Origin of the sequence: Levilactobacillus muriae, assembly GCF_045862015.1 — a bacterium.
Taxonomy (GTDB): domain Bacteria; phylum Bacillota; class Bacilli; order Lactobacillales; family Lactobacillaceae; genus Levilactobacillus; species Levilactobacillus muriae.
In genome coordinates, this window is record NZ_BAAFRU010000007.1 from 97,885 (window position 1) to 124,744 (window position 26,860).

23 protein-coding genes are annotated in these 26,860 nt (G+C 50.0%); 21 read left to right on the forward strand and 2 right to left on the reverse strand.

The features are described from left to right. The 7 genes from ACKTSF_RS06475 (at position 1) to ACKTSF_RS06505 (ending at position 7,236) form a co-directional block, all read left to right on the forward strand. Complete coding sequence (locus tag ACKTSF_RS06475; RefSeq protein WP_020089015.1) at positions 1 to 249, forward strand: exodeoxyribonuclease VII small subunit; 249 nt, start codon at positions 1 to 3, stop codon at positions 247 to 249. Further along, the gene (locus tag ACKTSF_RS06480; RefSeq protein ID WP_407887718.1) at positions 239 to 1,144 is read left to right on the forward strand and encodes a polyprenyl synthetase family protein; all 906 of its coding nucleotides are present in this window, start codon (positions 239 to 241) and stop codon (positions 1,142 to 1,144) included. Before ACKTSF_RS06475 ends, ACKTSF_RS06480 begins: the two co-directional genes overlap by 11 nt. After that, a complete protein-coding gene (locus tag ACKTSF_RS06485; RefSeq protein WP_407887720.1) occupies positions 1,141 to 1,956 on the forward strand; it encodes a TlyA family RNA methyltransferase in 816 nt (271 codons plus the stop codon). Before ACKTSF_RS06480 ends, ACKTSF_RS06485 begins: the two co-directional genes overlap by 4 nt. 97 nt (positions 1,957 to 2,053) lie before the next feature. Further along, the gene (locus tag ACKTSF_RS06490) at positions 2,054 to 2,509 is read left to right on the forward strand and encodes an arginine repressor (protein WP_407887722.1); all 456 of its coding nucleotides are present in this window, start codon (positions 2,054 to 2,056) and stop codon (positions 2,507 to 2,509) included. 235 nt (positions 2,510 to 2,744) lie between these two features. Beyond that, the gene (gene recN, locus ACKTSF_RS06495) at positions 2,745 to 4,460 is read left to right on the forward strand and encodes a DNA repair protein RecN (RefSeq protein ID WP_407887724.1); all 1,716 of its coding nucleotides are present in this window, start codon (positions 2,745 to 2,747) and stop codon (positions 4,458 to 4,460) included. A 154-nt stretch (positions 4,461 to 4,614) separates the two neighbouring features. Beyond that, on the forward strand, positions 4,615 to 6,570 hold the full coding sequence (locus ACKTSF_RS06500; protein WP_407887726.1) for an MSCRAMM family protein: 1,956 nt from the start codon (positions 4,615 to 4,617) through the stop codon (positions 6,568 to 6,570). A gap of 204 nt (positions 6,571 to 6,774) precedes the next feature. Beyond that, complete coding sequence (locus ACKTSF_RS06505) at positions 6,775 to 7,236, forward strand: hypothetical protein (RefSeq protein WP_407887728.1); 462 nt, start codon at positions 6,775 to 6,777, stop codon at positions 7,234 to 7,236. Positions 7,237 to 7,306: 70 nt separating this feature from the next. Here the strand turns inward: ACKTSF_RS06505 and ACKTSF_RS06510 are convergent, their stop codons facing one another. After that, on the reverse strand, positions 7,307 to 7,636 hold the full coding sequence (locus ACKTSF_RS06510) for a hypothetical protein (protein WP_407887730.1): 330 nt from the start codon (positions 7,634 to 7,636) through the stop codon (positions 7,307 to 7,309). Positions 7,637 to 8,051: 415 nt separating this feature from the next. On the opposite strand from ACKTSF_RS06510, the gene gmk reads away from it, so the two are divergent. The 11 genes from gmk (at position 8,052) to ACKTSF_RS06565 (ending at position 20,731) form a co-directional block, all read left to right on the forward strand. Continuing rightward, positions 8,052 to 8,666, forward strand: coding sequence for a guanylate kinase (gmk, locus tag ACKTSF_RS06515; protein WP_020089008.1), 615 nt, complete (start codon positions 8,052 to 8,054; stop codon positions 8,664 to 8,666). A 3-nt stretch (positions 8,667 to 8,669) separates the two neighbouring features. Then, positions 8,670 to 8,885, forward strand: coding sequence for a DNA-directed RNA polymerase subunit omega (gene rpoZ, locus ACKTSF_RS06520; RefSeq protein WP_020089007.1), 216 nt, complete (start codon positions 8,670 to 8,672; stop codon positions 8,883 to 8,885). An 84-nt stretch (positions 8,886 to 8,969) separates the two neighbouring features. Continuing rightward, positions 8,970 to 10,181 (forward strand): bifunctional phosphopantothenoylcysteine decarboxylase/phosphopantothenate--cysteine ligase CoaBC, encoded by a 1,212-nt coding sequence (coaBC, locus tag ACKTSF_RS06525; protein WP_407887732.1) that lies wholly within the window; start codon positions 8,970 to 8,972, stop codon positions 10,179 to 10,181. A 10-nt stretch (positions 10,182 to 10,191) separates the two neighbouring features. Further along, a complete protein-coding gene (gene priA / locus ACKTSF_RS06530) occupies positions 10,192 to 12,609 on the forward strand; it encodes a primosomal protein N' (protein ID WP_407887734.1) in 2,418 nt (805 codons plus the stop codon). Positions 12,610 to 12,914: 305 nt separating this feature from the next. Then, the gene (fmt, locus tag ACKTSF_RS06535) at positions 12,915 to 13,859 is read left to right on the forward strand and encodes a methionyl-tRNA formyltransferase (RefSeq protein ID WP_407887736.1); all 945 of its coding nucleotides are present in this window, start codon (positions 12,915 to 12,917) and stop codon (positions 13,857 to 13,859) included. Further along, complete coding sequence (gene rsmB / locus ACKTSF_RS06540; protein ID WP_407887738.1) at positions 13,859 to 15,202, forward strand: 16S rRNA (cytosine(967)-C(5))-methyltransferase RsmB; 1,344 nt, start codon at positions 13,859 to 13,861, stop codon at positions 15,200 to 15,202. Before fmt ends, rsmB begins: the two co-directional genes overlap by 1 nt. A gap of 12 nt (positions 15,203 to 15,214) precedes the next feature. After that, entirely contained in the window at positions 15,215 to 15,958 is a 744-nt protein-coding gene (locus ACKTSF_RS06545; RefSeq protein WP_407887740.1) for a Stp1/IreP family PP2C-type Ser/Thr phosphatase, read from the forward strand. Continuing rightward, positions 15,958 to 18,015: a Stk1 family PASTA domain-containing Ser/Thr kinase gene (gene pknB, locus ACKTSF_RS06550; protein ID WP_407887742.1), complete on the forward strand. Its 2,058-nt coding sequence runs from the start codon at positions 15,958 to 15,960 to the stop codon at positions 18,013 to 18,015. Before ACKTSF_RS06545 ends, pknB begins: the two co-directional genes overlap by 1 nt. A 476-nt stretch (positions 18,016 to 18,491) precedes the next feature. Next, positions 18,492 to 19,388, forward strand: coding sequence for a ribosome small subunit-dependent GTPase A (gene rsgA, locus ACKTSF_RS06555; protein ID WP_407887744.1), 897 nt, complete (start codon positions 18,492 to 18,494; stop codon positions 19,386 to 19,388). A 12-nt stretch (positions 19,389 to 19,400) separates the two neighbouring features. Further along, positions 19,401 to 20,054 carry a ribulose-phosphate 3-epimerase gene (gene rpe / locus ACKTSF_RS06560; protein WP_407887746.1) on the forward strand — a complete coding sequence of 218 codons (654 nt, stop codon included), beginning with the start codon at positions 19,401 to 19,403 and terminating at the stop codon, positions 20,052 to 20,054. Then, on the forward strand, positions 20,054 to 20,731 hold the full coding sequence (locus ACKTSF_RS06565; RefSeq protein ID WP_407887748.1) for a thiamine diphosphokinase: 678 nt from the start codon (positions 20,054 to 20,056) through the stop codon (positions 20,729 to 20,731). Before rpe ends, ACKTSF_RS06565 begins: the two co-directional genes overlap by 1 nt. A 1,082-nt stretch (positions 20,732 to 21,813) precedes the next feature. On the opposite strand, the gene rpmB is transcribed toward ACKTSF_RS06565, so the two are convergent. Beyond that, entirely contained in the window at positions 21,814 to 21,999 is a 186-nt protein-coding gene (gene rpmB, locus ACKTSF_RS06570) for a 50S ribosomal protein L28 (RefSeq protein ID WP_020088997.1), read from the reverse strand. Positions 22,000 to 22,238: 239 nt separating this feature from the next. Between rpmB and ACKTSF_RS06575 the strand changes: the two genes are divergently transcribed. The 3 genes from ACKTSF_RS06575 (at position 22,239) to recG (ending at position 26,859) form a co-directional block, all read left to right on the forward strand. Continuing rightward, a complete protein-coding gene (locus ACKTSF_RS06575) occupies positions 22,239 to 22,601 on the forward strand; it encodes an Asp23/Gls24 family envelope stress response protein (protein ID WP_020088996.1) in 363 nt (120 codons plus the stop codon). Positions 22,602 to 22,633: 32 nt separating this feature from the next. Beyond that, entirely contained in the window at positions 22,634 to 24,322 is a 1,689-nt protein-coding gene (locus tag ACKTSF_RS06580; RefSeq protein ID WP_407887751.1) for a DAK2 domain-containing protein, read from the forward strand. A 500-nt stretch (positions 24,323 to 24,822) separates the two neighbouring features. Then, the gene (gene recG, locus ACKTSF_RS06585) at positions 24,823 to 26,859 is read left to right on the forward strand and encodes an ATP-dependent DNA helicase RecG (RefSeq protein WP_407887753.1); all 2,037 of its coding nucleotides are present in this window, start codon (positions 24,823 to 24,825) and stop codon (positions 26,857 to 26,859) included. Position 26,860 lies beyond the last annotated feature (1 nt).

Below are 26,860 nucleotides of genomic sequence, written 5' to 3' on the forward strand. Positions count from 1 at the left end.
ATGAGTGAAGAACAAAAACCAACCTTTGAAGAAAATTTAACAACTCTAGAAAATATTGTCGCCCAACTGGAACAGGGAGACATTCCCTTGGAACAAGCGCTTTCCCAATTTCAAAAGGGCGTGGCCTTGAGTAAGGATCTTCAAAGTACCCTACAAGGGGCAGAGAAGACTTTAGCCACGATGATGGACGACAACGATCAGGAACAAGCTTTCGAGACGCCACAAGGGGGCACAGGTGATGCCGATTGATACGCGGCTAAAACAATTTGAAACGACCTGGGTTCCGCGGTTAAATGCGCCGTTACCAGCGGCTATCGATCAGGATTGCGGCGATTCACGTTTGGCCGAAGCCATGGCCTATTCCGTCATGGCCGGTGGCAAGCGGTTGCGGCCCTTACTGACGGTCGCCACGCTGCAGGCTCTGAACGTGGCGTTTGATGAGGCGCGTGACTGGCGACCAACCATGGCGCTGGAGCTACTGCACACCTATTCCTTGATTCACGATGACTTACCGGCGATGGACAACGATGATCTGCGTCGTGGGGAACCAACCAATCACGTCAAATTTGGTGCTGGGATGGCAACCTTGGCCGGGGATGGTCTCTTGACGTTGGCCTTTCAGTGGCTGACGGCAACGGATCTCCCCGCAACAACGCAGGCACAATTGGTTCAAGCGTTGGCCGTTGCGGCCGGCCCTGGCGGTATGGTGTCAGGTCAGGCCAAGGACGTGCAGTCCGAACACGTGGATTTGCCGCTGGCTGAGTTGCGGGTACTTCACCGTGAGAAAACGGGGGCGCTACTTCACTATGCGGTGCAGGCTGGATTGATTATCGGGCAAGCGCCACAAGCACAGTGGGCACCCTATCTACAATTTGCCGACGCCTTTGGTCTGGCCTTCCAGATTTATGATGACATTCTGGACGTAGTTGGTACGGCCGCTGAGTTGGGCAAGGCCACGCAAAAGGACGCCGGCGAGGCTAAGAACACCTATCCCGGTAAGCTGGGCTTAGCTGGGGCGAATCAGGCTCTGATCGACACGATTCAGACCGGTAAGCAGGCACTAGCCGCCTTGCCAGTTGGTGAGGGGCGTGATCTCTTGGCGTCGTTTTTCAGTTACTTTGATACGAAACGGGTGAAGGCATGAAGAAAAAACGTGTTGCGGATTTATTAGTTGAACAGGGCTTGTTTACATCGCTAGACGAGGCCAAACGTGCCGTGATGGCCGGCGAAATTCTGGGGACTAACGAGGAACGACTGGATAAACCGGGTTCGATGATCTCGGGGGATACGGAGCTGCATCTGAAGGGTCATCCATTACCCTACGTCTCACGAGGTGGGTTTAAGTTGGCCAAGGCACTCGATGTCTTCAAGATCGATGTGACTGACCGGGTCGTCTTGGACATTGGCTCATCGACTGGGGGCTTTACCGATGTGATGCTGCAAAACGGCGCCAGACTCAGCTATGCCTTGGATGTTGGCAGTAATCAGCTCGTTTGGAAGCTGCGTCAGGACCCGCGGGTTATCGTCATGGAGCATACCAACTTCCGTTACAGTAAGTTAGCCGACTTTACCAGCGGCCAACCAACATTTAGCTCAATCGACGTGTCCTTTATTTCATTGAAGATGATTTTGCCACCATTGAAAGCTATTATTGCTGACGGTGGCGACGTGGTTGCGTTGATCAAACCACAATTTGAGGCGGACAGAGCGGATGTTGGTAGTCATGGAATCGTCCGTGACCGCGCCGTCCATACCGCAGTGGTTCAACGTATTATTGACTTTGCCGTAGCGACTGGCTACAGTGTGCTTGGCTTGGACTTCTCCCCAATCAAGGGGGGCGAAGGTAATATTGAGTTCCTGGTGCATTTACGTTCGGTTGATAAAAATGCAGTCTGTGCAAGTTCAGTTTCCGTTGAACAGACGATTGATGCTGCCTATGAGGGCCTAAACCACTAGTTTATGAGAAAATTATGAGAATTTGCTTTCCAAATACTTAGGTCTGGTATATGATAAGATTATGCATTTTTTTATCAGAGAAAAAGGGGGGCCAGGTATGAAGAAGCAAGAACGCCAGCAATTACTCAAACACTTATTAACCTCACGAGAAATCGAACGGCAGGAGGATTTCGTCCATCTTCTGGAAGCTGATGGCATTCATGTCACACAGGCGACGATTTCGCGGGACATTAAGGAGATGCAGCTGGTTAAGCTACCTGCCGAATCGGGCGGGTATCGTTACAGCCTTCCAGTCCAAAAGAAGATTGATACCCAGAAGAAGCTGCAGCGAACTTTGCAAAACGCCTACGTCTCCTTCGCCGTTCAGGGGGAGTTTACCATCTTGAAGGTGTTGCCAGGCAATGGCCCGGTGATTGCCTCGCTACTGGATCAGATGCGCTATGAGTTCGTGTTTGGCACGGTCGGCGACGACAGCTCCGTGTTGACCGTTTGCGTTTCCCATAAGGGTGCGTTACAACTAGAAGAGACAATTGACCGCATGATTGCGGATTAAGAGACCGACCACGACTGACCGACCAGCACAGTGCTGACGAAGCAGCTGTGGTCGTTTTAGTCTCGTGACGTTTCGGTCGATCTGATAAGTTTTTGTCGGTTGGGTCGTGTTCTGACTGGGAAAGTTATAAAATAGGGCTTGTAGACTGAAAATATACAGGAATTTAATATTCAAAAATTACGTATAAAACTAACGATAACGAATAAATTTGCTTTAAATTTTGGGAGGTCAGAACGTGTTACAGGAGCTGTCTATTAAAAACTTTGCCATTATTGATCAACTGGACGTGGCCTTTAAAAATGGAATGACTGTCTTGACCGGGGAAACGGGTGCTGGGAAGTCAATTATCATTGACGCCGTGGGCCTGTTGGCCGGTGGTCGGGGGTCGGCTAACTTTGTACGGACGGGCACCGACAAGGCGATTATTCAAGGAAGCTTTATTTTTCCCACCGGGGGAACGACCTACCGGGTGCTGGATGAATTGGGCATCGATCACGACGATGGTAGCGTGATTCTCCAGCGAGAGATTCATGCGAACGGTCGCAACACCTGCCGCGTGAATGGTATGTTGGTCAATACCAGCACGCTGAAACGAATCGGCGAGACGGCGGTCGACATCCACGGCCAAAACGAGCATCAGGAGCTCATGCAACCGGAAAAGCACTTGGGGATGCTTGATGAGTTCGCCGGAAATAAGGTGGCTAAGTTGCGTGAGGAGTACACGCGAAAGTATGCGGCGTACACGCAACTCAAGGTCACATTAGAGAATCGGCGGGCGAACGAGAAAGAGTGGGCCCAACATCTTGACATGCTAAAATTTCAAGTCAATGAGATTGAAACGGCACAGCTTCAAACTGGCGAAGAAAATAAGCTGGTAGCAGAGCGTGATCGGTTGGATAATTTCCAAAAGATCAATGATGCTCTCCAACAGACCCAGGTCATTTTGACCGGTGAAGAGACTAGTGCTGGTGCCAATGACCAGATTGGGAGTGCCATGCAGTCGATGCAAGCCATTGCCGATTTTGATCCCGCGTTCAAGCAGATTGCATCTAGCTTGGAGACAGCCTATTACGCGTTGAGTGACGCTGTGGGAGATGTTTCTTCTCAACTGGATCTACTGGAGTGGGACGAGGGTCGCTTGGATGAGATCGAGCGGCGTCTGGACGTGATCAATCAGTTGGAGCGAAAGTACGGCGACTCTGAGGAACAGGTGCTCAGCTACTACGACAAGATTGCCGCGGAGCTCAAACAGATGCAAGCAACCGATGAGACGGCTGATGACTTGGAAGAGCGGGTTACCAGTCAGGCGTCCGTGTTGTTGAAGCTGGCAGAAAAATTGAGTAAGGCCCGGCAGGAAGCGGCCAAACGTCTGGAGAAGGCCATTCATGGGGAATTAGCGGATTTGTACATGGATAAGACAGTCTTTGCCGTGCATTTTACCCGGTCGAAGACCCAATCACTGATGAGTACTGGGTTGGACCACGTGGAATTCTACTTGCGGACCAACCCTGGGGAAGCCATGCGACCGCTGGCCAAGATTGCGTCCGGTGGGGAGTTGTCTCGGATCATGCTGGCATTAAAGACCATCTTCTCCGAGTCACAGGGAATCACCTCAATTATTTTCGATGAGGTCGATACCGGAGTCAGTGGTCGGGTTGCCCAGGCCATTGCTGAAAAGATCAGTGGCATTGCCCAAGCTTCACAGGTCCTTTGTATCACGCACTTACCACAAGTCGCTGCCATGGCCGATCATCACTACTTTATCGCCAAGCAGGTTGTGGGCAAACGCACCGAAACATCTTTGACGCGTTTAGACGAATCCAGCCGAGTGGATGAATTAGCACGAATGTCGGCGGGAACTCAGGTAACGAAGCTGGCGTTGGAACATGCGCATGAGTTATTAAAGTTAGCCGATGAGGTCAAGGATAGTCATCACAAAACGAAAAACTAATAAGTGTATAATTAAGCCGTTATCAAGTGATTGATAACGGCTTTTACTATTGTGTGCGGTTTAGTTTAATACTATTACAAATTACCCCTTAAATTAGATTGAAGATTGATATATAATTGATTTAGCAAACAAAAACGGTGTAGAGGTGTGTGTCATGTGGAAAATATGCAAAACGATTGGTGTATTTGGGATTAGTTTGTTAGTTGGGTTACTTATTTTAGTTAGTGGTGGTCAGAGCTTGAATGCTCATGCAGTAACTACGAGTGATACCACTGGCCTAAATGCGCCTTCAACTATTCAATTAGGAACAGGCCATGGACAGTTTGCTGAGCCATCAGACATCACTAGCTTGCTTTCTGGGAACAATTATCAATTAACCTACAATTGGGGAGTTGCTGATGATGTTCCTATCAATGACGGTGATACTGTTGCTGTTACTTTACCTGCTGGCAGTAATACTTCCCAATCGAATAAAATCGGTGTATTCAGTAATGCGAATGATAATGCGAAAAGCGTTGGAACATTTTATATTGATGATTCACATGATCCTAAAGCATATATTCAATTCAATGGTGAACTAGCAAAAACAAATGCTGGTCGGACTGGTTCACTTCAATTTGTTGTGAAGGGAACTAATTCTGAGAGCGGTGGTTCCTCAGATAATAAAATGGTCATTAATAAAGTAGGATGGTCCAATACTACGGATACGTCAATTTTACCGACGACTATTACTTGGGATATTGTATTTAATTTGCAATATGCCGATATGGGTAAGGTCACTCTGGTAGATACATTGGGGGACAATCAGACTTTTGATAAGATTACAAGATATGTTAAGACCACGTCTCCTGGTGGCGAGGGTAACAGTGTTTATGAGTACCAATCAGAAATTGAGAAAGATACAACGTTATCTCATTCTGTAGATGGTAAGAATATTACTTTTTCATTTGCCAATATTAATTCTAAAAAAATAGAAATTTATTATACAACTAAGGTGACGTCGAACTTAGCGGGATCTGGGGGATATTTCACAAATAGTGTTCAGTTAACTAGTGATAATGGCTCTACTGGTGAAGCTGGAGAACCAGGGCCAGGGACAAGCGATAACCCGATTGATACGAATGCTGATACTTATTGGGGTGGTACAGCACTGATAAATGGTTATTATCGACAGAATATTATATTAACCAAGACAGGTGCAGATGGCCAGCCATTAGCTGGGGCCGAATATACCTTAACGAACAAAAATAATACGAATGAAACTTATACCGCGACAACAAATGATGCTGGTCAAATAACGTGGTCATATATGGCACCAGGGGACTATTACTACCAAGAAACTAAGGCACCGGATGGCTATCTTGTTAGTCCGACTAAGCATGATGTTGTTATTCAAGCGTCTACCAATTTTTCACCGATAGAGGAAACGGCAGAGGACCAGCAGACGTCGGTTATTTTGACTAAAACCGATGCATCAACCAAAAAGGTCTTGGCTAATGCTGTTTACAACTTAGAAGATGCGGATGGAAATGTTCTCCAAAGCGGCTTGAAAACCGATAATAAGGGTGAACTGAAAGTCTCTGGTTTGAATGCAGGCACTTATTACTTTAAGGAGATTGAGGCACCGAGTGGCTACAAGGTCAACTCTCAAAAGGTTCAAGCAATTGTACCCGAAAACGGTAGTGATACTGTTAATGTTTCCCAGAAGGATGAACCTAACACTTCGGACAGTAGTTCTAGTAGTTCTAAGACGGTAGTTACGCCCCCTGCTAGCTCAAGTCATTCCTCCTCAGAGTCTACGTCAAGCAAGTCATCAAGTTCAAGCAGTTCCAGCACCAATTCTACAAGCACCTCGTCCACCAAAGCCAAGCACACCACAGTGGCCAACGTGGCATCCAGCAACTCCAGTTCGACCACGCCACGGCATGGTGGCACCGCAGCTGGTACGGTTGCCAATGGGGGCTCTCAAGCAGCCAAACATCATGCAAATACTAATAGCTACCTGCCACGGACTAATGGTCAGCGTAGTGTGTTAACCATGCTGATTGGCTTCCTGATCTTAGGCTTGAGCTTAGCTGCGTCACAGTGGCGAAAGAGCCATGCTAAATGATAAATAATGATTGAAAACTGGCTTCATTCGGAGAATGCTCTGAGTGAATCCAGTTTTTACTTGTTATCGGAAACTAAGTTAACTTAACAAATTAAGCCGCCCACAGAACTTAAGAAGTCCGGGTAAGACAGGCACTTCAATAGTTGGGAACAATTAAGTATCGTATAATTAGTGATGTAGAACACTAATTTGGGGGATGTTATGATGAAAGTGAGACTAGTTTTGGGGTTAGCCGCGATTTCTCTGGGTGTTTCAGTGGGGGCTGTCAATCTGCAACCACAGCCAATTAAGGCCGTGACCACAGCCAGCACCACGCCCAAGGCTTATCGTGGGAGTTGGTTTCAGTACGAGAATCTACAGTATCGGGTGAAGGTAACCAAGTCGGCATTCATCTTCGGTGGGGGCTACTATGCGAAGCAGCAGTGGCATCCCGTCGATCAGAAGACCTATCGGCTCAGCCGAACCGTGAAGGCGGGTACTTGCACGTGGTCGAAGAAGACTGACGCCAACGGCTATCAGACAATTAAGATCAAGAACGGTAAATTCTTAGTCAAGGTTAAACAGGGAACGCTGACTGTCAAACAATATCGGCATGGCAAGGACGTCAACGGGTATCCCTTGTATTTTCACCACGTGGCGCATGCCGCAACTGTTTTTTCCAAATAAATAACACAAAAGTCCCTCTGGAAAGCTTATCGTACATGAGCTGTTCCAGAGGGACTTCATTTAGTAAAGTTTAACGGGCGCGCTGCACCGAACGTAGCAGGCCAGGGGCCACGATGGTCGTTAAGGCATGGGTTTGCTTGAGGATGAGGTGACCAGCGGCGTCTTCTTTCAGGTGGCCGATGACCGTGGAAGGGGCGACATCCGTAGCGGCTTTAAATTGGAGCCGGACTAAGTAGTGCCGGTCGAGAGCCTGTTGAATAAAATAGGTCAATTGAAAGGCGGGCATCTGTGGATAAACGACTTGGCCGTTAATCACTGGCAAATCACTGAAGAGTTCTTTGTACGCTGTTGCTACCCGATCAGACAGGGCAGTCGTGCCATTAGTAATTAAGTTTTGCATGCTGATCACCTCGAACATTTGTTTGTATTTTCATTATACGAACACGTGTTTGATATTGCAAGCCTTTTTTCTCGCGATTTGCGATTATCTTAATCTTTCAGGTGGTTAACGAGCAATCAAACTAGTGATACCAAAGGTTAGCGAGATTGGCTTAAATTTTCAATTCATGAGAAATCCGGATGATTAGTTAGGCCTGTGGGGATAATTGTTGCTTGCCCCCCCGAACAACTGTTTCAAGCGCTAAATCAGACTTTTTTCGACGTTTTCGGTGCTAGGGGGAGTATTTCTTCCTAAATAGTGGTAATATAGTAACCTATAGATTATAGCTGAAGTCAAAGATGATTGACTTTAAACGACACGGTGGCCAGTGGTGACGGTGTCATAATTAAATTATTATTGAAGGGATTTTTAAACGATGGCTAAACGTGGAATGCTCATTGTGCTTTCAGGTCCATCCGGTGTTGGTAAGGGAACGGTGCGTAAGGCATTGTTTGAGACTGGCGCGACCGACTTTTCTTACTCCATTTCGATGACAACGCGGAAACCGCGCGAAGGCGAAGTCAACGGTGTCGACTACTACTTCGTCTCCAAAGAGGAATTTGAGGAGAATATTCGGACCGGACAGATGCTGGAATACGCCAAGTATGTTGACAACTACTATGGCACCCCGTTAAAATATGTTAATGAGACCTTGGATCAAGGCAAGGATGTTTTCTTGGAAATTGAAGTCAATGGTGCCATGCAGGTTCGGGCGAATTGTCCCGATGCCGTCTTTGTTTTCTTGACGCCGCCTGACTTGATGGAATTGAAGCACCGGTTGATTGGTCGGGGAACTGACGCTATGGACGTCATTAACAAACGAATCAAGAAGGCCGTTGGTGAAATTCAAATGATGCGCAACTACGACTACGCCGTGGTAAACGACGAAGTCAACAAGGCTGTTGATCGGATTCAAATGATTATTCGCAGTGAACGGTTACGGGTAACCCGGGTCATGCCGGATTACGAACAAATGATTGGAGACGAATAAATAATGCTACTTTATCCCTCAGTTGATGATTTATTGGCACAAGTGGATTCACGGTATTCTTTGATTATGTTGGCTAGCAAGCGGGCACACGAACTCGATGCCGGCGCTAAGCCACTGTTGACCGACTACAAGTCGCCTAAGACGATTGGTCGGGCTCTCGAAGAAATTGCGGCCGGTGCTTTAATGATCGATCCGGACGAAAAGGATTTGAACGCCTAACACGGGCATTTCAGAAAAGACCAGGTTGCCGTTGGGTAATCTGGCTTTTTTTAACCATTAGTAAAATGTGAACGGAGGGAAAGTATGTTAGAAGGGAAACATGTGACGTTAACCATCAGTGGGAGCGTGGCGGCGTATAAAGCGGCTACGTTAGCCCGTGAGTTGCAACGTGCCGGTGCAACCGTGCGAATCGTTTTGACCCAGGCTGCGGCTAGATTTGTGACGCCCGCGACCTTTGCGGCTTTGACCAAGCAGCCGGTGTTGACGGATGCTACCTGGTGGCGCGACGATGGTCAGATTGCCCACGTCGAGTTGGCCGATTGGACCGACTTGGCGATAGCAGCACCGGCATCCGCAAACCTGATGGCACAATTTGCCAATGGTCTGGCTGATGATGTGGCGAGTGCCACCTGGCTCGCAACCAGTGCGCCCAAAATTGTGGTGCCGGCCATGAACAGCCATATGTGGCAGGCCGCTGCGACCCAACGGAACCGGCAACGGTTAAGTGACGATGGCGTCACCGTTTTGACGCCTGCTACTGGGGCTTTAGCTGAAGGCTATTCCGGAACGGGACGGTTCCTAGAACCCACCGAAATTATGCGCCAAATTAACCAGTTAGCGCTCTTTACGCCCCAGACACTACAAGGGAAATCGATTATTGTCACGGCCGGTGGGACGCGTGAACGTCTCGACCCCGTGCGTTTCTTGACCAATGACTCCTCTGGCAAGATGGGATATGCGGTGGCCACAGCTGCTCAGCAAGCGGGAGCTGATGTGACGTTGATCACAGCACCCACGCGGCTGACTCCCCCAACTGGGGTGACGGTGGTGCCCATTCAAAGCACCACAGATTTGGCGAATGCGGTCTTAACACGTTTTCCTCAGACGGATGCACTCGTGATGGCCGCTGCTGTGGCAGATTTTCAACCACTGACGACCGCTGATCAGAAAATTAAGAAGACTCAAGACAATGATGAATTAATCTTGAAATTGAAAAAAACGCCGGATATTTTGGCCGAGGTCGCTAAAGTTAAGCGCACGGATCAGGTCACGGTCGGTTTCGCTGCGGAGACGCAGAATTTACTTGCTAACGCCCAGCACAAGCTTCGATCCAAGTCACTAGACCTCTTGGCCGCTAACGACGTTTCCCGCGCTGACATCGGCTTTAATAGCGATGATAACCAGGTCACATTTATCCAGGCTGACGGGGTCAGCGACCAAACGCCTAAGACCAGTAAAACACTGATTGCCTCGGCGTTAATCGCGAAACTCGCCAAAATTTTAGCAACGAAATGAGGTGACAACCATGGCCCAGATTGGCCAAATTTTAGTAGATGTTCCAACCATGCAGACGAACGATCCGTATTCCTACGCGATTCCGGCCGAGCTGGAACATCAGGTACAGGTGGGGATGCGCGTGATCGTGCCGTTTGGCCGTGGTCACCGCCTAGTCTCCGGTGTGGTCGTGGGGCTGAGTGACGTCACTAGTTTTGATGGCCAGCTAAAGCCAATCGAGACCGTGCTCGACCTCGCGCCCGTTCTGAACGACGAGTTGCGTCAGCTGGCCGATTGGTTGGCGAATGCGACTTATGCTTTTCGAATTACCTGCATTCAAACGATGCTGCCTAACCTGTTAAAGACTCAGCCTAAACGGCAAGTACAACCGACGGCCACGCTGACACCGAATGAAATGGCCACGTATTTTCCGGAAGGTGCCCCACGTGACTTTGACGCGACAAAGCTCGATGACACCACGGTTGCTGGCCTGTTGAAACTGCAACGGGCAGGCAAGGTCGAGGTCGTCTATGAGGTCAAGGATAAGGCGGCTGCCAAGACGACCACGGGAATCACGCCAGCGCTGACGCCGGATAAGCTCCAAGAGATTGCTGGTGAGGTGGCGAAGCGCGCACCAAAGCAAGCCGAATTGCTTACCTACCTAGCACAGATGCCGGCAGGTAAGGTGATTGCGCAGGCCACCGTGGCGAAACAGGCCGGTGTTACACCTGCCGTTATCGCGACTGCCGCGGACAAGGGGTGGCTGACCAAGAGTACGCTCGAGGTCTACCGCGATCCCTTTCACCAGCCAGTTACGCCGACGCAACCTTTAAAATTAAATCCGGAACAACAGGTGGCTGTGGATCGCATCACGCGGGCCATTGACGATCAACAAGCCCAGAACTTTCTGGTCGAAGGAGTCACTGGGAGTGGAAAAACGGAGGTTTACCTGCAAAGCATTGCGCAGGCTCTGCAGCAGGGACGAACGGCATTGATGTTAGTACCCGAAATCGCCCTCACACCGCAAATGGTCAACCGCGTCAAGGCGCGGTTTGGCCAGCGTGTGGCGGTTTTGCACAGTGGCTTATCCAAAGGCGAACAGTATGACGAATGGCGTCGCATCGACCGTGGTGAGGCTACCGTGGTCGTTGGTGCCCGCTCCGCCGTCTTTGCCCCGGTCGAGAATCTCGGCATTATCATTATGGATGAGGAACATGAAAGTAGTTATAAACAGGATGAAAATCCGCGGTATCATGCCCGAGACGTTGCGCTTTGGCGTGGTCAGTACCATCATTGTCCAGTAGTCTTGGGCAGTGCCACACCTTCACTGGAGACACGCGCGCGCGCAGCCAAGGGTGTGTACACTCGGCTGGTCCTTTCTAAGCGAGCCAAGGCACAACCCATGCCCACCGTTCACATTGTCGATATGCGAGAGCAGTTGAAACAGCAGGGGGATAGTGACTTCTCTGAACCACTGATGACAGCTATTCAAGAAAGACTCGATCGGCACGAACAGATCGTCTTGATGCTCAATCGGCGGGGATACTCGTCCTTTGTGATGTGTCGGGATTGTGGGTTTGTTTTGAAGTGTCCCAACTGTGACATTTCACTGACGCTACACATGGATACGCATAGCATGAAGTGCCACTACTGTGGTCATGAAGAGGCCATTCCGCACGTGTGCCCGAACTGCCATAGCAAGAAGATTCGTTACTACGGTACGGGAACGCAGAAGGTTCAGCAGGCTTTAGAAGAGTTACTGCCCACCGCTAAAATTTTGCGAATGGACGTAGATTCTACGCGGCGTAAGGGCGCTCACGAACGTATTCTTCGACAATTTGGCGAGCACAAGGCTGATATTTTACTGGGGACGCAGATGATTGCTAAGGGTCTGGATTTTCCTAACGTCACCCTGGTGGGGGTGTTGAATGCCGACACCGCGTTGGGGTTACCAGACTTTCGGGCCAGCGAGCGGACATTTCAGTTATTGACGCAGGTCAGTGGCCGAGCAGGTCGTGCCACCAAACCCGGCGAGGTCTACATTCAAACGTTTAACCCAGACCATTACGCGATTCAATTGGCGCAGAGCCAAGACTACGAGCGGTTCTTCGTGACGGAAATGCACATGCGCCATCAGGGAAGTTACCCACCGTATTACTTTGCGGTTCAACTAACGGCCAGTCACGAGGAAGAAGCTGTGGCGGCGAAGGCCATGTACCAGATCGTGGATGCGCTGAAGCAAGGACTCAGCAAGGATGCCATTATTCTTGGACCCACGCCTAAGGCAATTGCACGGGTCAAGCGGAAGTATTATTATCAAGTGGTGATTAAATACAAGCGGGAGCCCCAACTGCGGCCGGTACTGGAGCAGATCCGGCAGGCGGCACAGGTACCGGCACGTCATGGTCTCTCCGTTACCATTGATTCCGAACCGATGAATTTCATGTAGCTGGCGATTGCTGCTAACGACGCCTCATGTTATAAGTTTTCTATCTAAATTGCCAAAGGTGATAGGGAATGGGCGCCCAATCTGATATGATTGAAGTGGACTGACAAGTTCGGATGTACGGACAGGGTCGTAGTTGTAACGAGACTAAACTATTGGCTTATCTTACGGCGATGCTTTAGCATCAATGTAAAATCGCCTATGGTTTAAGTTGTTAATAGTGAGATTGAATAGGCTGAACGCTGGTTAACAGCAGGCAATATTTTTAACCTAATTGAAAAAGAAAAACCAAGAAAGTATGGTGTACGATGACTTCAGTAATTTTTATGGGAACGCCTAAATTTTCGGCGCCCATTCTGAGCAGTTTAATTGAAACGGGCTACGACGTCTTGGCCGTAGTGACCCAACCCGACCGGCGCGTAGGACGGAAGCATGTTCTGACCGCTTCTCCAGTGAAGCAGGTTGCGGTGGCACATGACATCGAAGTGCTCCAACCACAGAAGATCTCTGGCAGTGACGAAATGGCTCGGGCTATCGCGTTAGCGCCTGACTTGATTGTGACGGCGGCCTTTGGGCAGTTCTTACCAACGAAGCTACTCAAGGCGGCGAAGGTGGCGGCTGTGAACGTTCATGCGTCCCTGTTACCGAAGTATCGCGGCGGGGCACCGGTCCATTATGCCATCATGAATGGCGACAAGGAGACCGGGGTTTCCATCATGTTTATGGAAAAGAAGATGGATGCCGGCGCCGTCTTGGCACAGCAAGCAATGCCTATTACCGACCAAGATGATGTAGGGTCCATGTTTGATAAATTAAGTGACTTGGGTCGTGATCTCTTATTGGAGACACTGCCTAAGTTACTGGCTGGTGAAATTACGCCGATTCCTCAGGATGAAGATAAGGTCAGCTTCTCACCGACGATCAAGGCCAATGAGGAACGGATCGACCTGAACCTAAGCGCGCACCTGATCGACTGCAAGGTTCGTGCTTTGCGGCCAGCACCGATTGCCCATATCTTCTTGAATGGCGTGCGAACCAAGCTCTGGGATGTGACCGTTCTGGACGAGACGACCGATATGGTGCCCGGATCACTGGTCAGCCATGACAAGCACCACTTGGCGATTGCAACTGGGGAACATGGCGTTTTAGCGTTAAATGAGATTCAACCCGCCGGTAAGCCGAAGTTAAGTATCACCGACTTTCTGAACGGAACTAGCGATGCACTGACAATAGGCGAACAGGTGGCTGAATAATGACGAAAAATACAACTCCCCGCGCTCTGGCCGTAGAAGCACTGACACGTGTGGCCAACGGGGCTTACTCAAACTTACAATTAGAAACAACTTTAGAGAGTCACAACTTGAGCGACGTTGACCGGCGTTTCGTGACGAACTTGGTCTACGGGACTATCCAACATCAATTAACGTTGGAATATTACCTGGAAGGTTTTGTGAAGCCTAACCAGAAGGTCTTACCGTGGGTCAAAATGACCTTGTTAGTCGCTTTATATCAGGGCCTTTACTTGGACCGTGTGCCGAAGCGGGCGATCTTTAACGAAGCCATTCAGTTGGCTAAGGACCGGGGCCACGAAGGTATTCGGCGGTTTGTGACGGGCGTGTTGCACGCCATGGATCGTCAGGGATTACCTGACGTCAATGAAATCAAGGACCCAGTTAAACGCTTGAGTCTGCAATACTCCGTTCCTGAATGGCTGGTCACAGCGATTCAAAAGCAGGTTGGTGACGATAAGGCCGTTGCCATTTTAGAGACCGTCAATCAACCGGCCGCACAATCTGTTCGTGTGAACACGGCGGTTGCTACGGTTGAAGAGGTCGAACAGTCCTTGGTTGCACAAGGCTATACGGTAACGCCCAGCGTGGTTGCTGGGAACGCCTTTCGTTTGACCGATAAGGCAGCGAACCAAAGTAACGTGTTTGAGACGGGTGAGTTGACGATTCAAGACGAGAGTGCCATGTTACCCGTTGAGGCCTTACAGGTTCGTCCCGGCGATCAAGTTCTGGACGCCTGTGCTGCTCCTGGTGGGAAGACCACGCAGATTGCTGCTCTGCTCGACGCCCATTCGGGTGGGAAAGTTACGGCGCTTGATCTGCATCCAAAAAAGGTTAAGCTGATCGAAAAGAACGCGAACCGGATGCACGTCAGCGACCGGGTTGATGCCGTGGCGTTAGATGCCCGGAATATCAATGATCAATTCCCTACGAAGACATTCGACCGTGTCTTGGTGGATGCTCCTTGTTCTGGATTGGGCCTAATTCGCCGGAAACCAGAAATTCGTTATGAGAAGACCCCACAAGACATTCAACAGCTTCAAAAGGTGCAACTGGGAATTCTGGATGCCGTCAGTGAAAAGGTCAAGCCTGATGGAATTCTGGTCTACAGTACCTGCACGATTTTGGATACGGAAAACGCGGATGTCGCTACCAAATTCTTGGCCGACCACCCCGAGTTCGAATCCATGCGTGTTGACACACAATTAAAGATCAAGGATGACCGGAGCACGGACACGTTAGCCATCTACCCGGATGATTTTGATTCGGATGGGTTCTTCGTGAGTGCATTTCGTAAGAAAAAGTAGGGGTGACGGGCAATGAAAGTGGCATACCGAACGTCGATCGGCAAGCAACGTAATGATAATGAAGATTACGTGGATGTTTACACGAACCTGGCGGGGCAACATCTCGCCATTATCGCTGACGGCATTGGTGGTCATCAGGGAGGCGATGTGGCAAGTGCCATGGCCGTTTCACATCTGGGGCATGAATTCGAACAGACTACCCTGACCACGTCTGCCGCGGCCCGCACCTGGATCACCGGAGAAATCACCGCGGAGAATCAATCGATTATTGATAAATCCAATCAATTTGCCGACCTGAATGGTATGGGCACGACCCTCGTTGCCGCGCTCTACTTTACGGAAGAAGTCGTCATTGCTAACATTGGGGACTCTCGGGCTTACCTGCTCCGGGATCGCCAGTTTCGCCAGCTGACCGAGGATCATTCTCTGGTTAATGAACTGGTCAAACGTGGTGAGATTACCAAGCAAGCCGCTCAGCACCATCCCCAAAAGAACGTGATTATTCGCTCTCTGGGAATCTCGACCGATGCCCGCTTTGACCTCAAGACTTATCCGCTCGTGACTGGTGATCAACTATTGCTGTGCACGGATGGTCTGACCAACATGGTTTCTGATGAAGACATTCAAGCAATTCTGTTGAGTGAGCGAACCACGGCGGAGAAGTGTGACCGGCTGATTGAAATGGCCAACGCGGCCGGTGGCTTGGATAACATCACCGTCCTGATCATCGCTAACCACGATGGGGAGGTGGGCTGATGCGCACGGGCTACACGTTAAATGGTCGTTACCGCATCATTCGCGCTCTGGGTGAAGGTGGTATGGCTAACGTTTACTTGGCACACGACTTGATCTTGGATCGTGACGTTTCCGTCAAACTCTTACGGTTGGACTTGCGCGATGATCCCGGCACCGTTCGCCGGTTCCAACGGGAGGCTCTCGCCGCCACTGAGCTGGTCAATGACAATATCGTCCAGGTTTACGATGTCGGAGAAGAAAACGGCATGCAGTACCTGGTTATGGAGTACGTGGAAGGAACCGACCTCAAGGCCTACATCAAAAAGCACTTCCCGATTGCGTATCAGGAAGTCATTCAAATCATGGAACAGATTCTCAGTGCCGTGAAGACGGCGCATGAGCATAATATTATTCATCGTGATCTCAAACCACAAAACATTTTGATCGACGAACACCGCGTCGCCAAGATCACCGACTTTGGCATTGCTGTGGCCTTGTCTGAACACAGTCTTACACAAACCAATACGGTGTTGGGCTCGGTCCACTACCTGTCGCCGGAACAGGCGCGCGGTGGGATGGCGACCAAGCAGTCTGACATCTATTCACTGGGGATCATTCTCTACGAAATGTTGACGGGGACGGTGCCCTTTGAGGGTGAAACGGCTGTGTCAATCGCGTTGAAGCACTTTCAATCGGAGATTCCGTCGGTCAGAGACATTGATCCCCGGATTCCACAAGCGTTGGAGAATGTGGTACTGAAGGCGACGTCCAAACGTCCAGCCGACCGATACACTGATGTGGCGAGTATGGCAACTGACCTGTCGACATCGTTATCACCCAAGCGGGCTGGTGAGCTGCGGTTCACACCGGCAGAGAATGACGATGGCGAGACTAAGGTGTTACCGGTTAGTGCACTGAGCACAGCGGCAGTACCTCACGCCATTGCTAAACCAACGGGTGAGGAAACGGCGGAGGCGGCCACTAAGGATGCGGCCACTAAGGATGCGGCAGCGACTGATGATCAGTCGGCGGGGAAGAAGAAACGCAAGAAGTATCGGCATCCCCGACGGCGTAAATTCCTGATTGCTGGGGGTATTATTTTCCTGATCATTTTGGGAATCTTCATTGGGATGGCGCTGTTTCGACCACAGATGACTAACGTGCCCAATGTGGTTGGTGACAAGGAGACGGCTGCGCGTAGTGCGCTGGTCGCCGCCAAACTTAAAGTGGGAACCGTGCACAAGACGTCGAGTGCCAAGGTGAAGATTCACCGGGTCGCTCGGACTGAACCACGCTCGGGGACCCAACTCAAGCAAAAAACGGTCGTCGATCTGTGGATCAGTACGGGTCCGAAACGCTACAAGATCGATAACTATCAGGGCGATTCGTATGCCAGCACGGCCGCTAAGTTGGAGGCACTGGGCTTTACCGTCCATCGGGAATCAGTTCACTCAACGAGTGTTCCGGCTGGAAAGATCATGCAACAGAGTGTTCTAGCCGGGAAGAGTGTGGTGCCAAGCAAGACTGACATGACATTCACGGTCTCCACGGGATCGGAAACGGTCACGCTGGCTGATCTAACGAATAAAACCAAGCGGCAAGCTCAGAGTTATGCCACCAATCACAACTTGAACCTTGCCTTCCAGTATGCTTATTCGAGCGACGTGGATAAAGGCAGCGTCATTCGGCAGTCGCCGGGTGAGGGTGCTGTGGTTCAAGAGGGTGACGAGATTACCCTGACCGTGTCACGCGGTGCTCAGAGCGAGAGCAGCTCAAGCGTTGATGAGTTCAGTGTGAACGTCAAGATTCCATTTGACAGTGGGTCGACCGATGATGATAGTGCGGGCACCGATGATGCCTCAAGTAGCACCTCATCTAGTAGCAGTAACAGTAACCTGATCCAGATCTACTTGAAGGACCAGGACCATTCACTAAGCTCGATTTACAAACAAATGACCATTACGGCGGACACAACCGTGACGTTGCCATTTGCGGTAGCGTCGGGAAAATCTGGGGCCTACAAGGTCGTCAGAGATGGCCACGTTGTTGCGTCGGACAATCATGTCTCGAAAAATTAGGGAAAAAACCTGCATTTATAGCTCAGTTCTTTTATAATAATAAAGGACTGAGTTTTTTGTTATCAAATTTTCAAAGAAAGTGGGTAGCGGGGACCTTGCAACCAGTTGTCTGCATGTGCTTTTAGGTTTTTACTGAAGGTTGAAAGTCCAAATACACCTAGAAAAGCCCAGCTAACAGAGATTTAATCCACAAAATTAGTCGAAGATTACCACCTGCGGCTGCCAGAGATTCCGGCGTTTGTGGGGACCGCCTGCGGCCTGAGAAACGGTCCTCCGGCTCGGTTTGGAGACTGACAAAATCGTCAGTCTCCAAACACGTCCCACGCTGTAAGCTGGTTCCCAGCTAACACCGTCGACACAGCTACCTACATCTCTGGCCGCCTTCAGGCTTTTACCGTTTTCACCGCCCGGTAAGGTGAAACGCTTTGAAGTGTTAAATGCAAGGAAATATTGGAAAAAGACTAAGGAGGTGCTGCATGTCAGAGGGACAAATTCGTCAATCGCTGAGCGGTTTTTATGATGTCTTCAGTGACGGCGAGCTGTATCGGACCCGCGCGCGCGGGAATTTCCGAAAACGGCGAATTACGCCACTTGTCGGTGATCGCGTACAGTTTGAAAGCTCATCACCTAAGGAAGGGTATATTTTAGAGATTCTTCCCCGGGATAACGCATTGACCCGGCCACCAGTGGCCAACATCGATCAGGGTGTCGTCGTGACGGCGGTAGCGTCGCCCGAATTTTCCACGAACTTACTGGACCGGCAGCTGATTGCGTTAGAGATTAGTAATATCACGCCAGTCATCTACTTCACCAAGACCGACCTGATCCCTGATGAACGCTATCAGGCATTTGAGACGCTAGCGGCGGGGTACCGGCAGATTGGGTATGATGTGTGTCTAACCCGTGAACCTTTTGCGGAGAGCGGTTTAGATGAATTACGGCGCTTGTTAGCTGATAAGGTCACGGTCATTATGGGCCAGACCGGGGCTGGTAAGTCAACGCTGCTGAATCATATTTCACCAGACCTCACGTTAGCGACCGGTGAAATCTCAACGGCTTTGAATCGGGGGAAACATACGACTCGAAAGGTCAGCTTGATGCCCGTTGCGGGTGGCCTCGTGGCGGATACACCTGGGTTTTCATCGTATGACACGTTGACCATCGGGTACCGTGAGTTGGGACAGTACTTCCCCGAATTTGCGTTGGCCTCACGTGAGTGTCGGTTTCGCGGATGTGTCCATCTAAATGAGCCCGGTTGTGCGGTCAAGGACGGTATTGCGACCGGTCAGTTCATGCAGAGTCGTTACGACACGTATCTGCAATTACTTACGTTGTTAAAGAATCAAAAACCTGTTTACAATAAAAAGAAATGAGGAAGAAAATTTATGATTAAAGTAGCGCCATCAATTCTAAGTGCAGATTACGTCAATTTACAACCAGATATCGAAATGGTCGACAAGGCCGGTGCCGAAGTCTTACACATTGACATCATGGATGGTAACTTCGTCCCAGCATTGTCTTACGGTCCTGGTTGGGTCAAGGCAATTCGGCCCATCACGAAGATGGTCTTAGATGTGCACATGATGGTTCAAAACCCAGAACGTTACGTTGATGACTTTGCCGAGGCAGGCGCCGACATCATCGGGGTTCACGTCGAAGCAACGGCACACATTCACCGGGCTTTACAAATGATTCAAAATGCCGGCGTTACGCCAGAAGTTGTTATCAACCCCGGGACGCCCGTTTCTGCTATCGAACCCGTCTTAGACATGGTCGGCCAAGTTCTCGTGATGACGGTCAACCCTGGCTTTGGTGGTCAGAAGTTCTTACACAGCACGGTTGAAAAGATCGCCCAACTCGATGCCATCAAGAAGGCTAAGGGTTACGACTTTGATATCGAAGTTGACGGTGGGGTCAATGACAAGACGGTCGTTGACTGTGCCAACGCTGGGGCAACGGTTGCCGTAGCTGGGTCTTATGTTTTCAACGCCGATGACCCGGTTGCACGCATCAATGCTTTGAAAGCAGCGACGAAATAGTGCCACGGGGCGGAACGTTCAATCTCCTCGTGGGTGGGCCCAAGGCTGAATGGCCGGACGACCTGCGTGCACGGACAATTGACGGCCCTTGGATTGGCGTTGATCGGGGGACGTTACGGTTAATCGATCATCATATTCAGCCAGTGGCCGCGATTGGCGACTTTGATTCCTTACAGGCACCAGAACTCCAACGGGTTCGGCGTAACGTGAAGGACATTCGTCAATCGCAACCGGAAAAGGATTACACAGACACCCAGCTCGCCGTTTCGGTCGCGTTGAACGACTATGGTGCCGATAAAATCGACATCTACGGCGCAACGGGTGGCCGGTTGGACCATTTCTTGGCAAACCTCTTTATCGTGCTCCAGCCGGAGTATAAGCGGTATGCTAGCCGAATTCGGTTGATTGACAAGCAGAATACGATTTCGTTTTATTTGCCGGGGCATTATACGGTGGAAAAGGAGGCCGATAAAAACTATCTGGCCTTCATCCCGTTGACGCCCATTGACCATTTGAGTCTGACTAATGAAAAATACCAACTCCACAACGAGCCAATTCCGTACCCGATCTCTTTCGCCAGCAACGAGTTTGTAGGTGCTACAGGCGAGTTTCAATTCGATACGGGCCTCTTATGTGTCATTCAGAGTTGCGATACCTATGAGGCGCGGCATGAATAACTTGTTTTAGGGCAGACAGGTTTGTCGCCTGCTGATGCTTAGGAAAAACTAAATTTAAGATTTTTGATAATCGTTACCTTGGCCAGAATTCTTCTGGTAGGTGACGATTTTTTTTACGACAGATGATTTCGTTGGAACGTCCCCCTATACTTATTACTAATGCAAAAATCGCAGAATTTGTCGTATGTTTTTGATCAAATTAATTAAATTTTTTTTGCTTAGGCGTGATTTTCGCGCTGCAGCAGGGACAAGGGACAAAAAAATAACGTCAAATTTCGAAGCGAATCACTAATTTTTAGTGATTGCTAGAAATTCGACGCCGGTTTGGGTCAGTTCTAAAATAAACTAAAGGCTGAGAGTCCAAGTGCACCTAGAAAGGTCCAGCTAATAGGGATTCAATCCACAAATTAGTCGAAGATTACCACCTGCGGCTGCCAGAGATTCCGGCGTCTGTGGGGACCGCCTGCGGCCTGAGAAGCGGTCCTCCGGCTCGGTTTGAAGCCTGACAAAATCGTCAGTCTCCAAACACGTCCCACGCTGTAAGCTGGTTCCCAGCTAACACCGTCGACACAGCTACCTCCATCTCTGGCCGCCTCCGGTTATGATTTGTTCTTTAACCTGACATTGAGGTGAAGGTGACAATTACCGGACTGGCAACGTTAGTCCACGATGGTTGATCACTGTTTACGTAGGCGTGAGTGAGCCAAATTTAGGCTCAGCCGTGGGATTTTCCAAGTGGGCTAACTTGGAAAATGGCGACTTTGAAACGCGGGTCGTGCGGTTCAAAGCGAGCTGGCAGACCGCTTCTTAGGCTGGCGGCGTCCTACCCACAGCGTTCCAGCCTAATTTTGGTGAACGGCAAGCCGGCTGGTTTAGACAACGTTGCATAATTTTAGTCTCACTATCGTTGTTGCAACAGTCATAATGGGTATTTTAGATCTTTCAACCTTCAGACGGTAGATAAAACATTGAACGTGTCCATGGATACCACAATGCGCGCCGACATCGAAGAGACGAAAAAAGCGAGGGGTACAGGTAAAACCTGCACGCCTCGCTTTTTTCGTTTAACCGTGTCCGTTTAACTAGACGCGGGTTACCTTACCTGATTTCAAGGTCCGAGCAGAAATCCAGACCTTCTTTGGCTTACCGTCCACTAAGATGCGAACTTTTTGTAAGTTCGGCTTCCAAGCGCGACGACTTGAATTCAAAGCGTGAGAACGCTTGTTACCGAAGCGCGTCCGCTTGCCGTTGATAAAATCCTTTGCCATGGCGTAAACCCTCCTTTATTAATTCATTCATTACTTTTATAAAAAAGCAGTGCTTTTTACTCACCTGACTAATTTACCATACTCTTTTGCGGAACGCAATGTTTTCTTTCAAGGAAATCTACTTGACACCTATTTCCCCTCACAACGTGCTTTTCAGTCATCCTATTTCTATTTTGGGCGCGGTTGTGGTAAGATTAATTTCTGTTAAGATTGTATATCCAGATAAGGAGGCTATTTCCATGGCCGTAAAGATTAAGACTCAATACGGAACAATTGATATTACCAATGAAGTGATTGCGACCGTTGTTGGGGGTGCCGCGACTGATAATTATGGTGTCGTGGGCATGGCAAGCAAAAATCAGATTCGGGATAATGTAAATGATATCTTACGGCGGGAGAATTATGCCCGCGGTGTGGTCGTTCGCCAAGAAGAAAATGGCGTGGCCATTGATGTTTACGTGATCGTTAGCTACGGAACTAAGATTTCCGAAGTATCACGAAACGTCCAATCTAAAGTCAAATATAACCTGGAAACGATGCTGGGGGTTACTGCAAACTCAGTAAACGTCATTGTTCAAGGGGTGCGGGTGTTGGCTGATTAGCCAGACGTACTGAAATCAAGGAGGATACTTAGTTGAAAGTAACAGAAATTACTAATCTTGAGTTTGGTAAGATGGTCCAAGCCGCATCGCAAAAGCTAAACCAGAATGCCGATTTTATTAATTCATTAAATGTTTTCCCCGTTCCTGATGGGGATACTGGAACCAACATGAGCCTGTCTCTGCAGAGTGGGGCCAAGTACGAACGTGAAGCTGATACTGATGCTGTGGGGGCCTTGTCAACGGCCCTAGCTAAGGGGTTACTGATGGGTGCGCGGGGAAATTCCGGCGTTATCCTGTCCCAGATCTTCCGAGGCTTTTCTCGGAAATTAGCAGATGAACAGACTTTAACGGCCCAAGACTTAGCTGATGGGTTCGCAGCCGGCGCAGAAACGGCGTATAAGGCTGTTATGAAGCCGACCGAAGGAACTATCCTGACAGTTGTTCGTGAGGGTGCTCAGGCTGGTCTAAACACCGCTAAAAAGTCCGATGACGTTTTAGCGGTGATGGATGCCGTCTATGAAGCTGCTAAGGCGGCTTTGGCAACGACGCCAGACTTACTGCCTGTTTTGAAGCAGGTCGGTGTCGTTGATTCCGGTGGTCAAGGGTTGACGTTTGTGCTCGAAGCCTTTAACGACTCGTTGAACGGTCGTGTGGCTGAAGAGGGCGATTACAAACCCGACGATGCTGAAATGAACGAAATGATTGATGCTGCTCATCACCAAAGTGTGCAGGGTAAACTCGATCCCGAGAGCATCAAGTACGGTTACTGTACTGAAATTATGGTGCGAATCGGCCGTGGGAAGCAGATTGAACACGACTTCGATTACGATACCTTCTACAAGTATCTCGCTGATCTAGGAGATTCTTTGCTGGTCGTAAACGATGACGAAATCGTCAAGGTTCACGTTCATACTGAACATCCTGGTAAGGTCATTGCTTGGGGCCAAGAATTTGGTGACCTAGCGAAGGTTAAGGTCGACAACATGCGGATGCAACAGGAAACCATCATGGAGCATGATGAAGATTCTGCTGAAGTAGCTGCACCAGTGGCCGAAGCCGAAGCACCAGAGACAGCAATTATTGCCATTGCCGCTGGTGACGGACTTGCTACGCTCTTTAAGAGTCTGGGCGTGACATACGTGGTTAATGGTGGTCAGACGATGAATCCAAGTACACAGGATATCGTGGATGCTATCAATGACAGCAAGGCCAAACGTGCCATTGTGTTGCCAAACAACAAGAACATCTTCCTGGCTGCCGAACAGGCCGCTCAGGTTGCTGACGTACCAACAGTGATCGTCCATTCAAAGACGGTTTCTCAAGGGATGACGGCAATGTTGGGCTACAACCCGGATGCCGAGTTGGATGACAATCAGGCTGCAATGGAAGAAAACTTAGCCGCTGTTAAGAGTGGTCAGGTGACCCACGCCATTCGGGATACCGAATTGGACGGGTTTGACATCAAAGAAGGTAACTTCATGGGAATCGTCGATGGCACCATCAAGGTGACCGATGCCGACTTGTTAAAGACGGCGGTCGCTACGGTGAAGGCCATGCTCGATGATGACAGTGAAATTGTGACGATCATTTATGGAACCGATACGACGGAAGACGTTGCGAACCAGTTGCAAGCGGCCGTTGAGGACTTGGATGATGAATTAGAAACGGAAGTTCACGGTGGGGGCCAACCGGTCTACCCATTCCTGATTTCTGTCGAATAGTGTTACCACCAAAGGGGTCCAGGACGATTGTCCCGGTCCTCTTTCGCGTTACGGTCTTGTCGTGAAAAAGCAGTCGCCTGCGGCTGCTAGGCGTTCCGCCTGCTGTGGGACCGGGAAAAGCCTGAGAAGCGGTCTTTTCCCTCGACTTGAAGCCTCGAAAATCACGAGTCTCCAAGTGCGTCCATGGTGTAAATTGGCCTAGATCGCCAATTAACACCACCATCACAGTTGGCTACACGCCTAGCACCTCCGGCTCAAGCTGCGTTTTCACGACGTCACGTCGCGTTGATGGAAAACAGGTAACAATCCTTCTGAATCTTTTCATGGTCAATCATCTAGAAATAGTTGAAAGCATTCAGATAATCTCGGTGATTTCAATCTTTGACGACTGGCAAGTAAGGCGTAAAATTAACTGTTGAATGGACTGCTGGTTATGCGAAATGAAACGCGTACTAGCCACAAGATTAAAGGTGAACAATAAGGACGGGAGGGGTGTCACGATGGTGAGTTTGAATGATTCGGTCAGTGAACTAGCCGGGGTTGGGCCGAAGCGGGCGCAAGCGTTGAAGTCTTTGGAGATTGAGAATGTCAACGACCTGTTGACCTACTTTCCGTTTCGTTACGAGGACCTGCAGGCCAAAGATCCCACTGAGCTGACTGACCAAGCCAAAGTGACCTTGAAGGGCACCGTGGCCGCCGCTCCCGTGATTTCACGGTTCGGTCGACGGAAGACGCGGCTGAACTTCCGGTTACTTCTCGACGAGCACACGATTATTCCGGTCACATTCTTTAATCAGCCGTGGCTCAAGGATAAATTGGAAGTTGGTCATGAATTGGCCGTGTACGGACGCTTCGATGCCAAGCGTCAGAGCCTGTCTGGCATGAAGATCATTGCCAGCACTGACGATGGTGGCGGTATGGGGTCAATTTATCCTGCTAATAAGGAAGTTCGGCAAGCGACCATTCAAAAGTTGGTTGAAAGCGCGTTTGATGCTTACGAACCGGTTATTGTGGATCTCATTCCAGAGCCGTTACGTGAGCAGTATCGCTTGCTACATCGACGCCAAATGATTCACGATATGCATTTCCCAGCAGGGGATACTGCTGCCCAGGCGGCACGACGAACGGCTAAATTTGAGGAGTTTTATTTATTCGAGACGCGCTTGCAAATTGTGAAGCAGCAGGACCACACGCTTCACGGTCAGGCGTTGACTTATGATTTGCCCAAACTCAAGGACTTTATCGCAACTTTACCGTATGAACTGACGGGCGCTCAGAAACGGGTGGTTAACGAAATCTGCTACGACCTGAAGCGACCGATTCACATGAACCGGCTTTTGCAAGGGGATGTGGGGAGTGGGAAGACCGTGGTGGCCGCTGTGGCTATGTATGCGGCAATCACTGCAGGAACTCAAGCTGCTTTAATGGCACCGACAGAAATTTTAGCGGAACAACATGCCAATAATTTAGCGAAGCTGTTCGCCGACTTTCCGGTCAACGTGGCCCTACTAACTGGGGCCACCAAGCCCGCCGCTCGCAAGACACTGTTGCCGCAGATCGCCAATGGTGCCGTTAACCTGATTGTGGGCACCCACGCGTTGATTCAACCGGAAGTGACTTACCACGACCTCGGCCTCGTCGTGATCGATGAGCAACACCGCTTCGGAGTCAATCAACGCCAAACGTTACGTGAAAAGGGCCGACAGCCCGATGTCTTAGCAATGACGGCCACGCCGATTCCACGGACACTCGCCATTACCGCTTATGGTGAAATGGATGTTTCGGTTATCAACGAATTACCGGCCGGGCGCCAACCCATCAAGACTTCCTGGATCCGTAGTAACCAAGTGGATAGCACGCTCCGTCAGGTCAAGGCCGAGCTGAGCAGTGGCTCGCAGGCCTACGTGGTGACGCCGCTGATTGAGGAATCTGAGGCGGTCGACATGAAGAACGCCGAGGCTATTTACGCGACCTTCAAGGAAGAGTTCGAACCGACCTATAAGGTGGGCCTGCTCCACGGTCGCATGAAGAATGACGAAAAGAATGCCGTGATGGATGCCTTCAAGGCCAACGAGTTCCAGGTCTTGGTCGCAACGACCGTGATCGAGGTTGGGGTCGATGTGCCCAATGCAACGGTGATGCTGATTTATGATGCCGACCACTTTGGCCTGGCTCAGCTTCATCAGTTGCGTGGTCGAGTCGGTCGGGGCAAGAAGGCTTCCGCTTGTATTTTGATTGCGGACCCGAAGAATGAGCTGGCCGTTGAACGAATGACAACTATGACCAGTACCAACGATGGCTTTGTTTTATCGCAAAAGGATTTGGAATTACGGGGTCCAGGTGATATTCTGGGTAAAAAGCAGTCCGGGGTGCCCGACTTCAAGGTCGGTGATCCCGTGGCCGACTTAAATATTCTGAGTGCGGCCCAACAGGCGGCTAAGGAGACGGTGGCTTCCCCCAATTGGGCGGATAAGGATGCCAATCTGGCGCTCGCCGCGTTCCTGAGCACGACGGCCCATCAGAACACCATGGATTAGA

Excerpts from the sequence above, each read along its gene's own strand:
- ACKTSF_RS06475 (WP_020089015.1), top strand. The coding sequence starts at position 1 with ATGAGTGAAGAACAAAAACCAACCTTTGAAGAAAATTTAACAACTCTA.
- ACKTSF_RS06480 (WP_407887718.1), top strand. The coding sequence starts at position 239 with ATGCCGATTGATACGCGGCTAAAACAATTTGAAACGACCTGGGTTCCG.
- ACKTSF_RS06485 (WP_407887720.1), top strand. The coding sequence starts at position 1,141 with ATGAAGAAAAAACGTGTTGCGGATTTATTAGTTGAACAGGGCTTGTTT.
- ACKTSF_RS06490 (WP_407887722.1), top strand. The coding sequence starts at position 2,054 with ATGAAGAAGCAAGAACGCCAGCAATTACTCAAACACTTATTAACCTCA.
- ACKTSF_RS06500 (WP_407887726.1), top strand. The coding sequence starts at position 4,615 with ATGTGGAAAATATGCAAAACGATTGGTGTATTTGGGATTAGTTTGTTA.
- ACKTSF_RS06505 (WP_407887728.1), top strand. The coding sequence starts at position 6,775 with ATGAAAGTGAGACTAGTTTTGGGGTTAGCCGCGATTTCTCTGGGTGTT.
- ACKTSF_RS06510 (WP_407887730.1), bottom strand. The coding sequence starts at position 7,636 with ATGCAAAACTTAATTACTAATGGCACGACTGCCCTGTCTGATCGGGTA.
- gmk (WP_020089008.1), top strand. The coding sequence starts at position 8,052 with ATGGCTAAACGTGGAATGCTCATTGTGCTTTCAGGTCCATCCGGTGTT.
- rpoZ (WP_020089007.1), top strand. The coding sequence starts at position 8,670 with ATGCTACTTTATCCCTCAGTTGATGATTTATTGGCACAAGTGGATTCA.
- coaBC (WP_407887732.1), top strand. The coding sequence starts at position 8,970 with ATGTTAGAAGGGAAACATGTGACGTTAACCATCAGTGGGAGCGTGGCG.
- priA (WP_407887734.1), top strand. The coding sequence starts at position 10,192 with ATGGCCCAGATTGGCCAAATTTTAGTAGATGTTCCAACCATGCAGACG.
- fmt (WP_407887736.1), top strand. The coding sequence starts at position 12,915 with ATGACTTCAGTAATTTTTATGGGAACGCCTAAATTTTCGGCGCCCATT.
- rsmB (WP_407887738.1), top strand. The coding sequence starts at position 13,859 with ATGACGAAAAATACAACTCCCCGCGCTCTGGCCGTAGAAGCACTGACA.
- ACKTSF_RS06545 (WP_407887740.1), top strand. The coding sequence starts at position 15,215 with ATGAAAGTGGCATACCGAACGTCGATCGGCAAGCAACGTAATGATAAT.
- pknB (WP_407887742.1), top strand. The coding sequence starts at position 15,958 with ATGCGCACGGGCTACACGTTAAATGGTCGTTACCGCATCATTCGCGCT.
- rsgA (WP_407887744.1), top strand. The coding sequence starts at position 18,492 with ATGTCAGAGGGACAAATTCGTCAATCGCTGAGCGGTTTTTATGATGTC.
- rpe (WP_407887746.1), top strand. The coding sequence starts at position 19,401 with ATGATTAAAGTAGCGCCATCAATTCTAAGTGCAGATTACGTCAATTTA.
- rpmB (WP_020088997.1), bottom strand. The coding sequence starts at position 21,999 with ATGGCAAAGGATTTTATCAACGGCAAGCGGACGCGCTTCGGTAACAAG.
- ACKTSF_RS06575 (WP_020088996.1), top strand. The coding sequence starts at position 22,239 with ATGGCCGTAAAGATTAAGACTCAATACGGAACAATTGATATTACCAAT.
- recG (WP_407887753.1), top strand. The coding sequence starts at position 24,823 with ATGGTGAGTTTGAATGATTCGGTCAGTGAACTAGCCGGGGTTGGGCCG.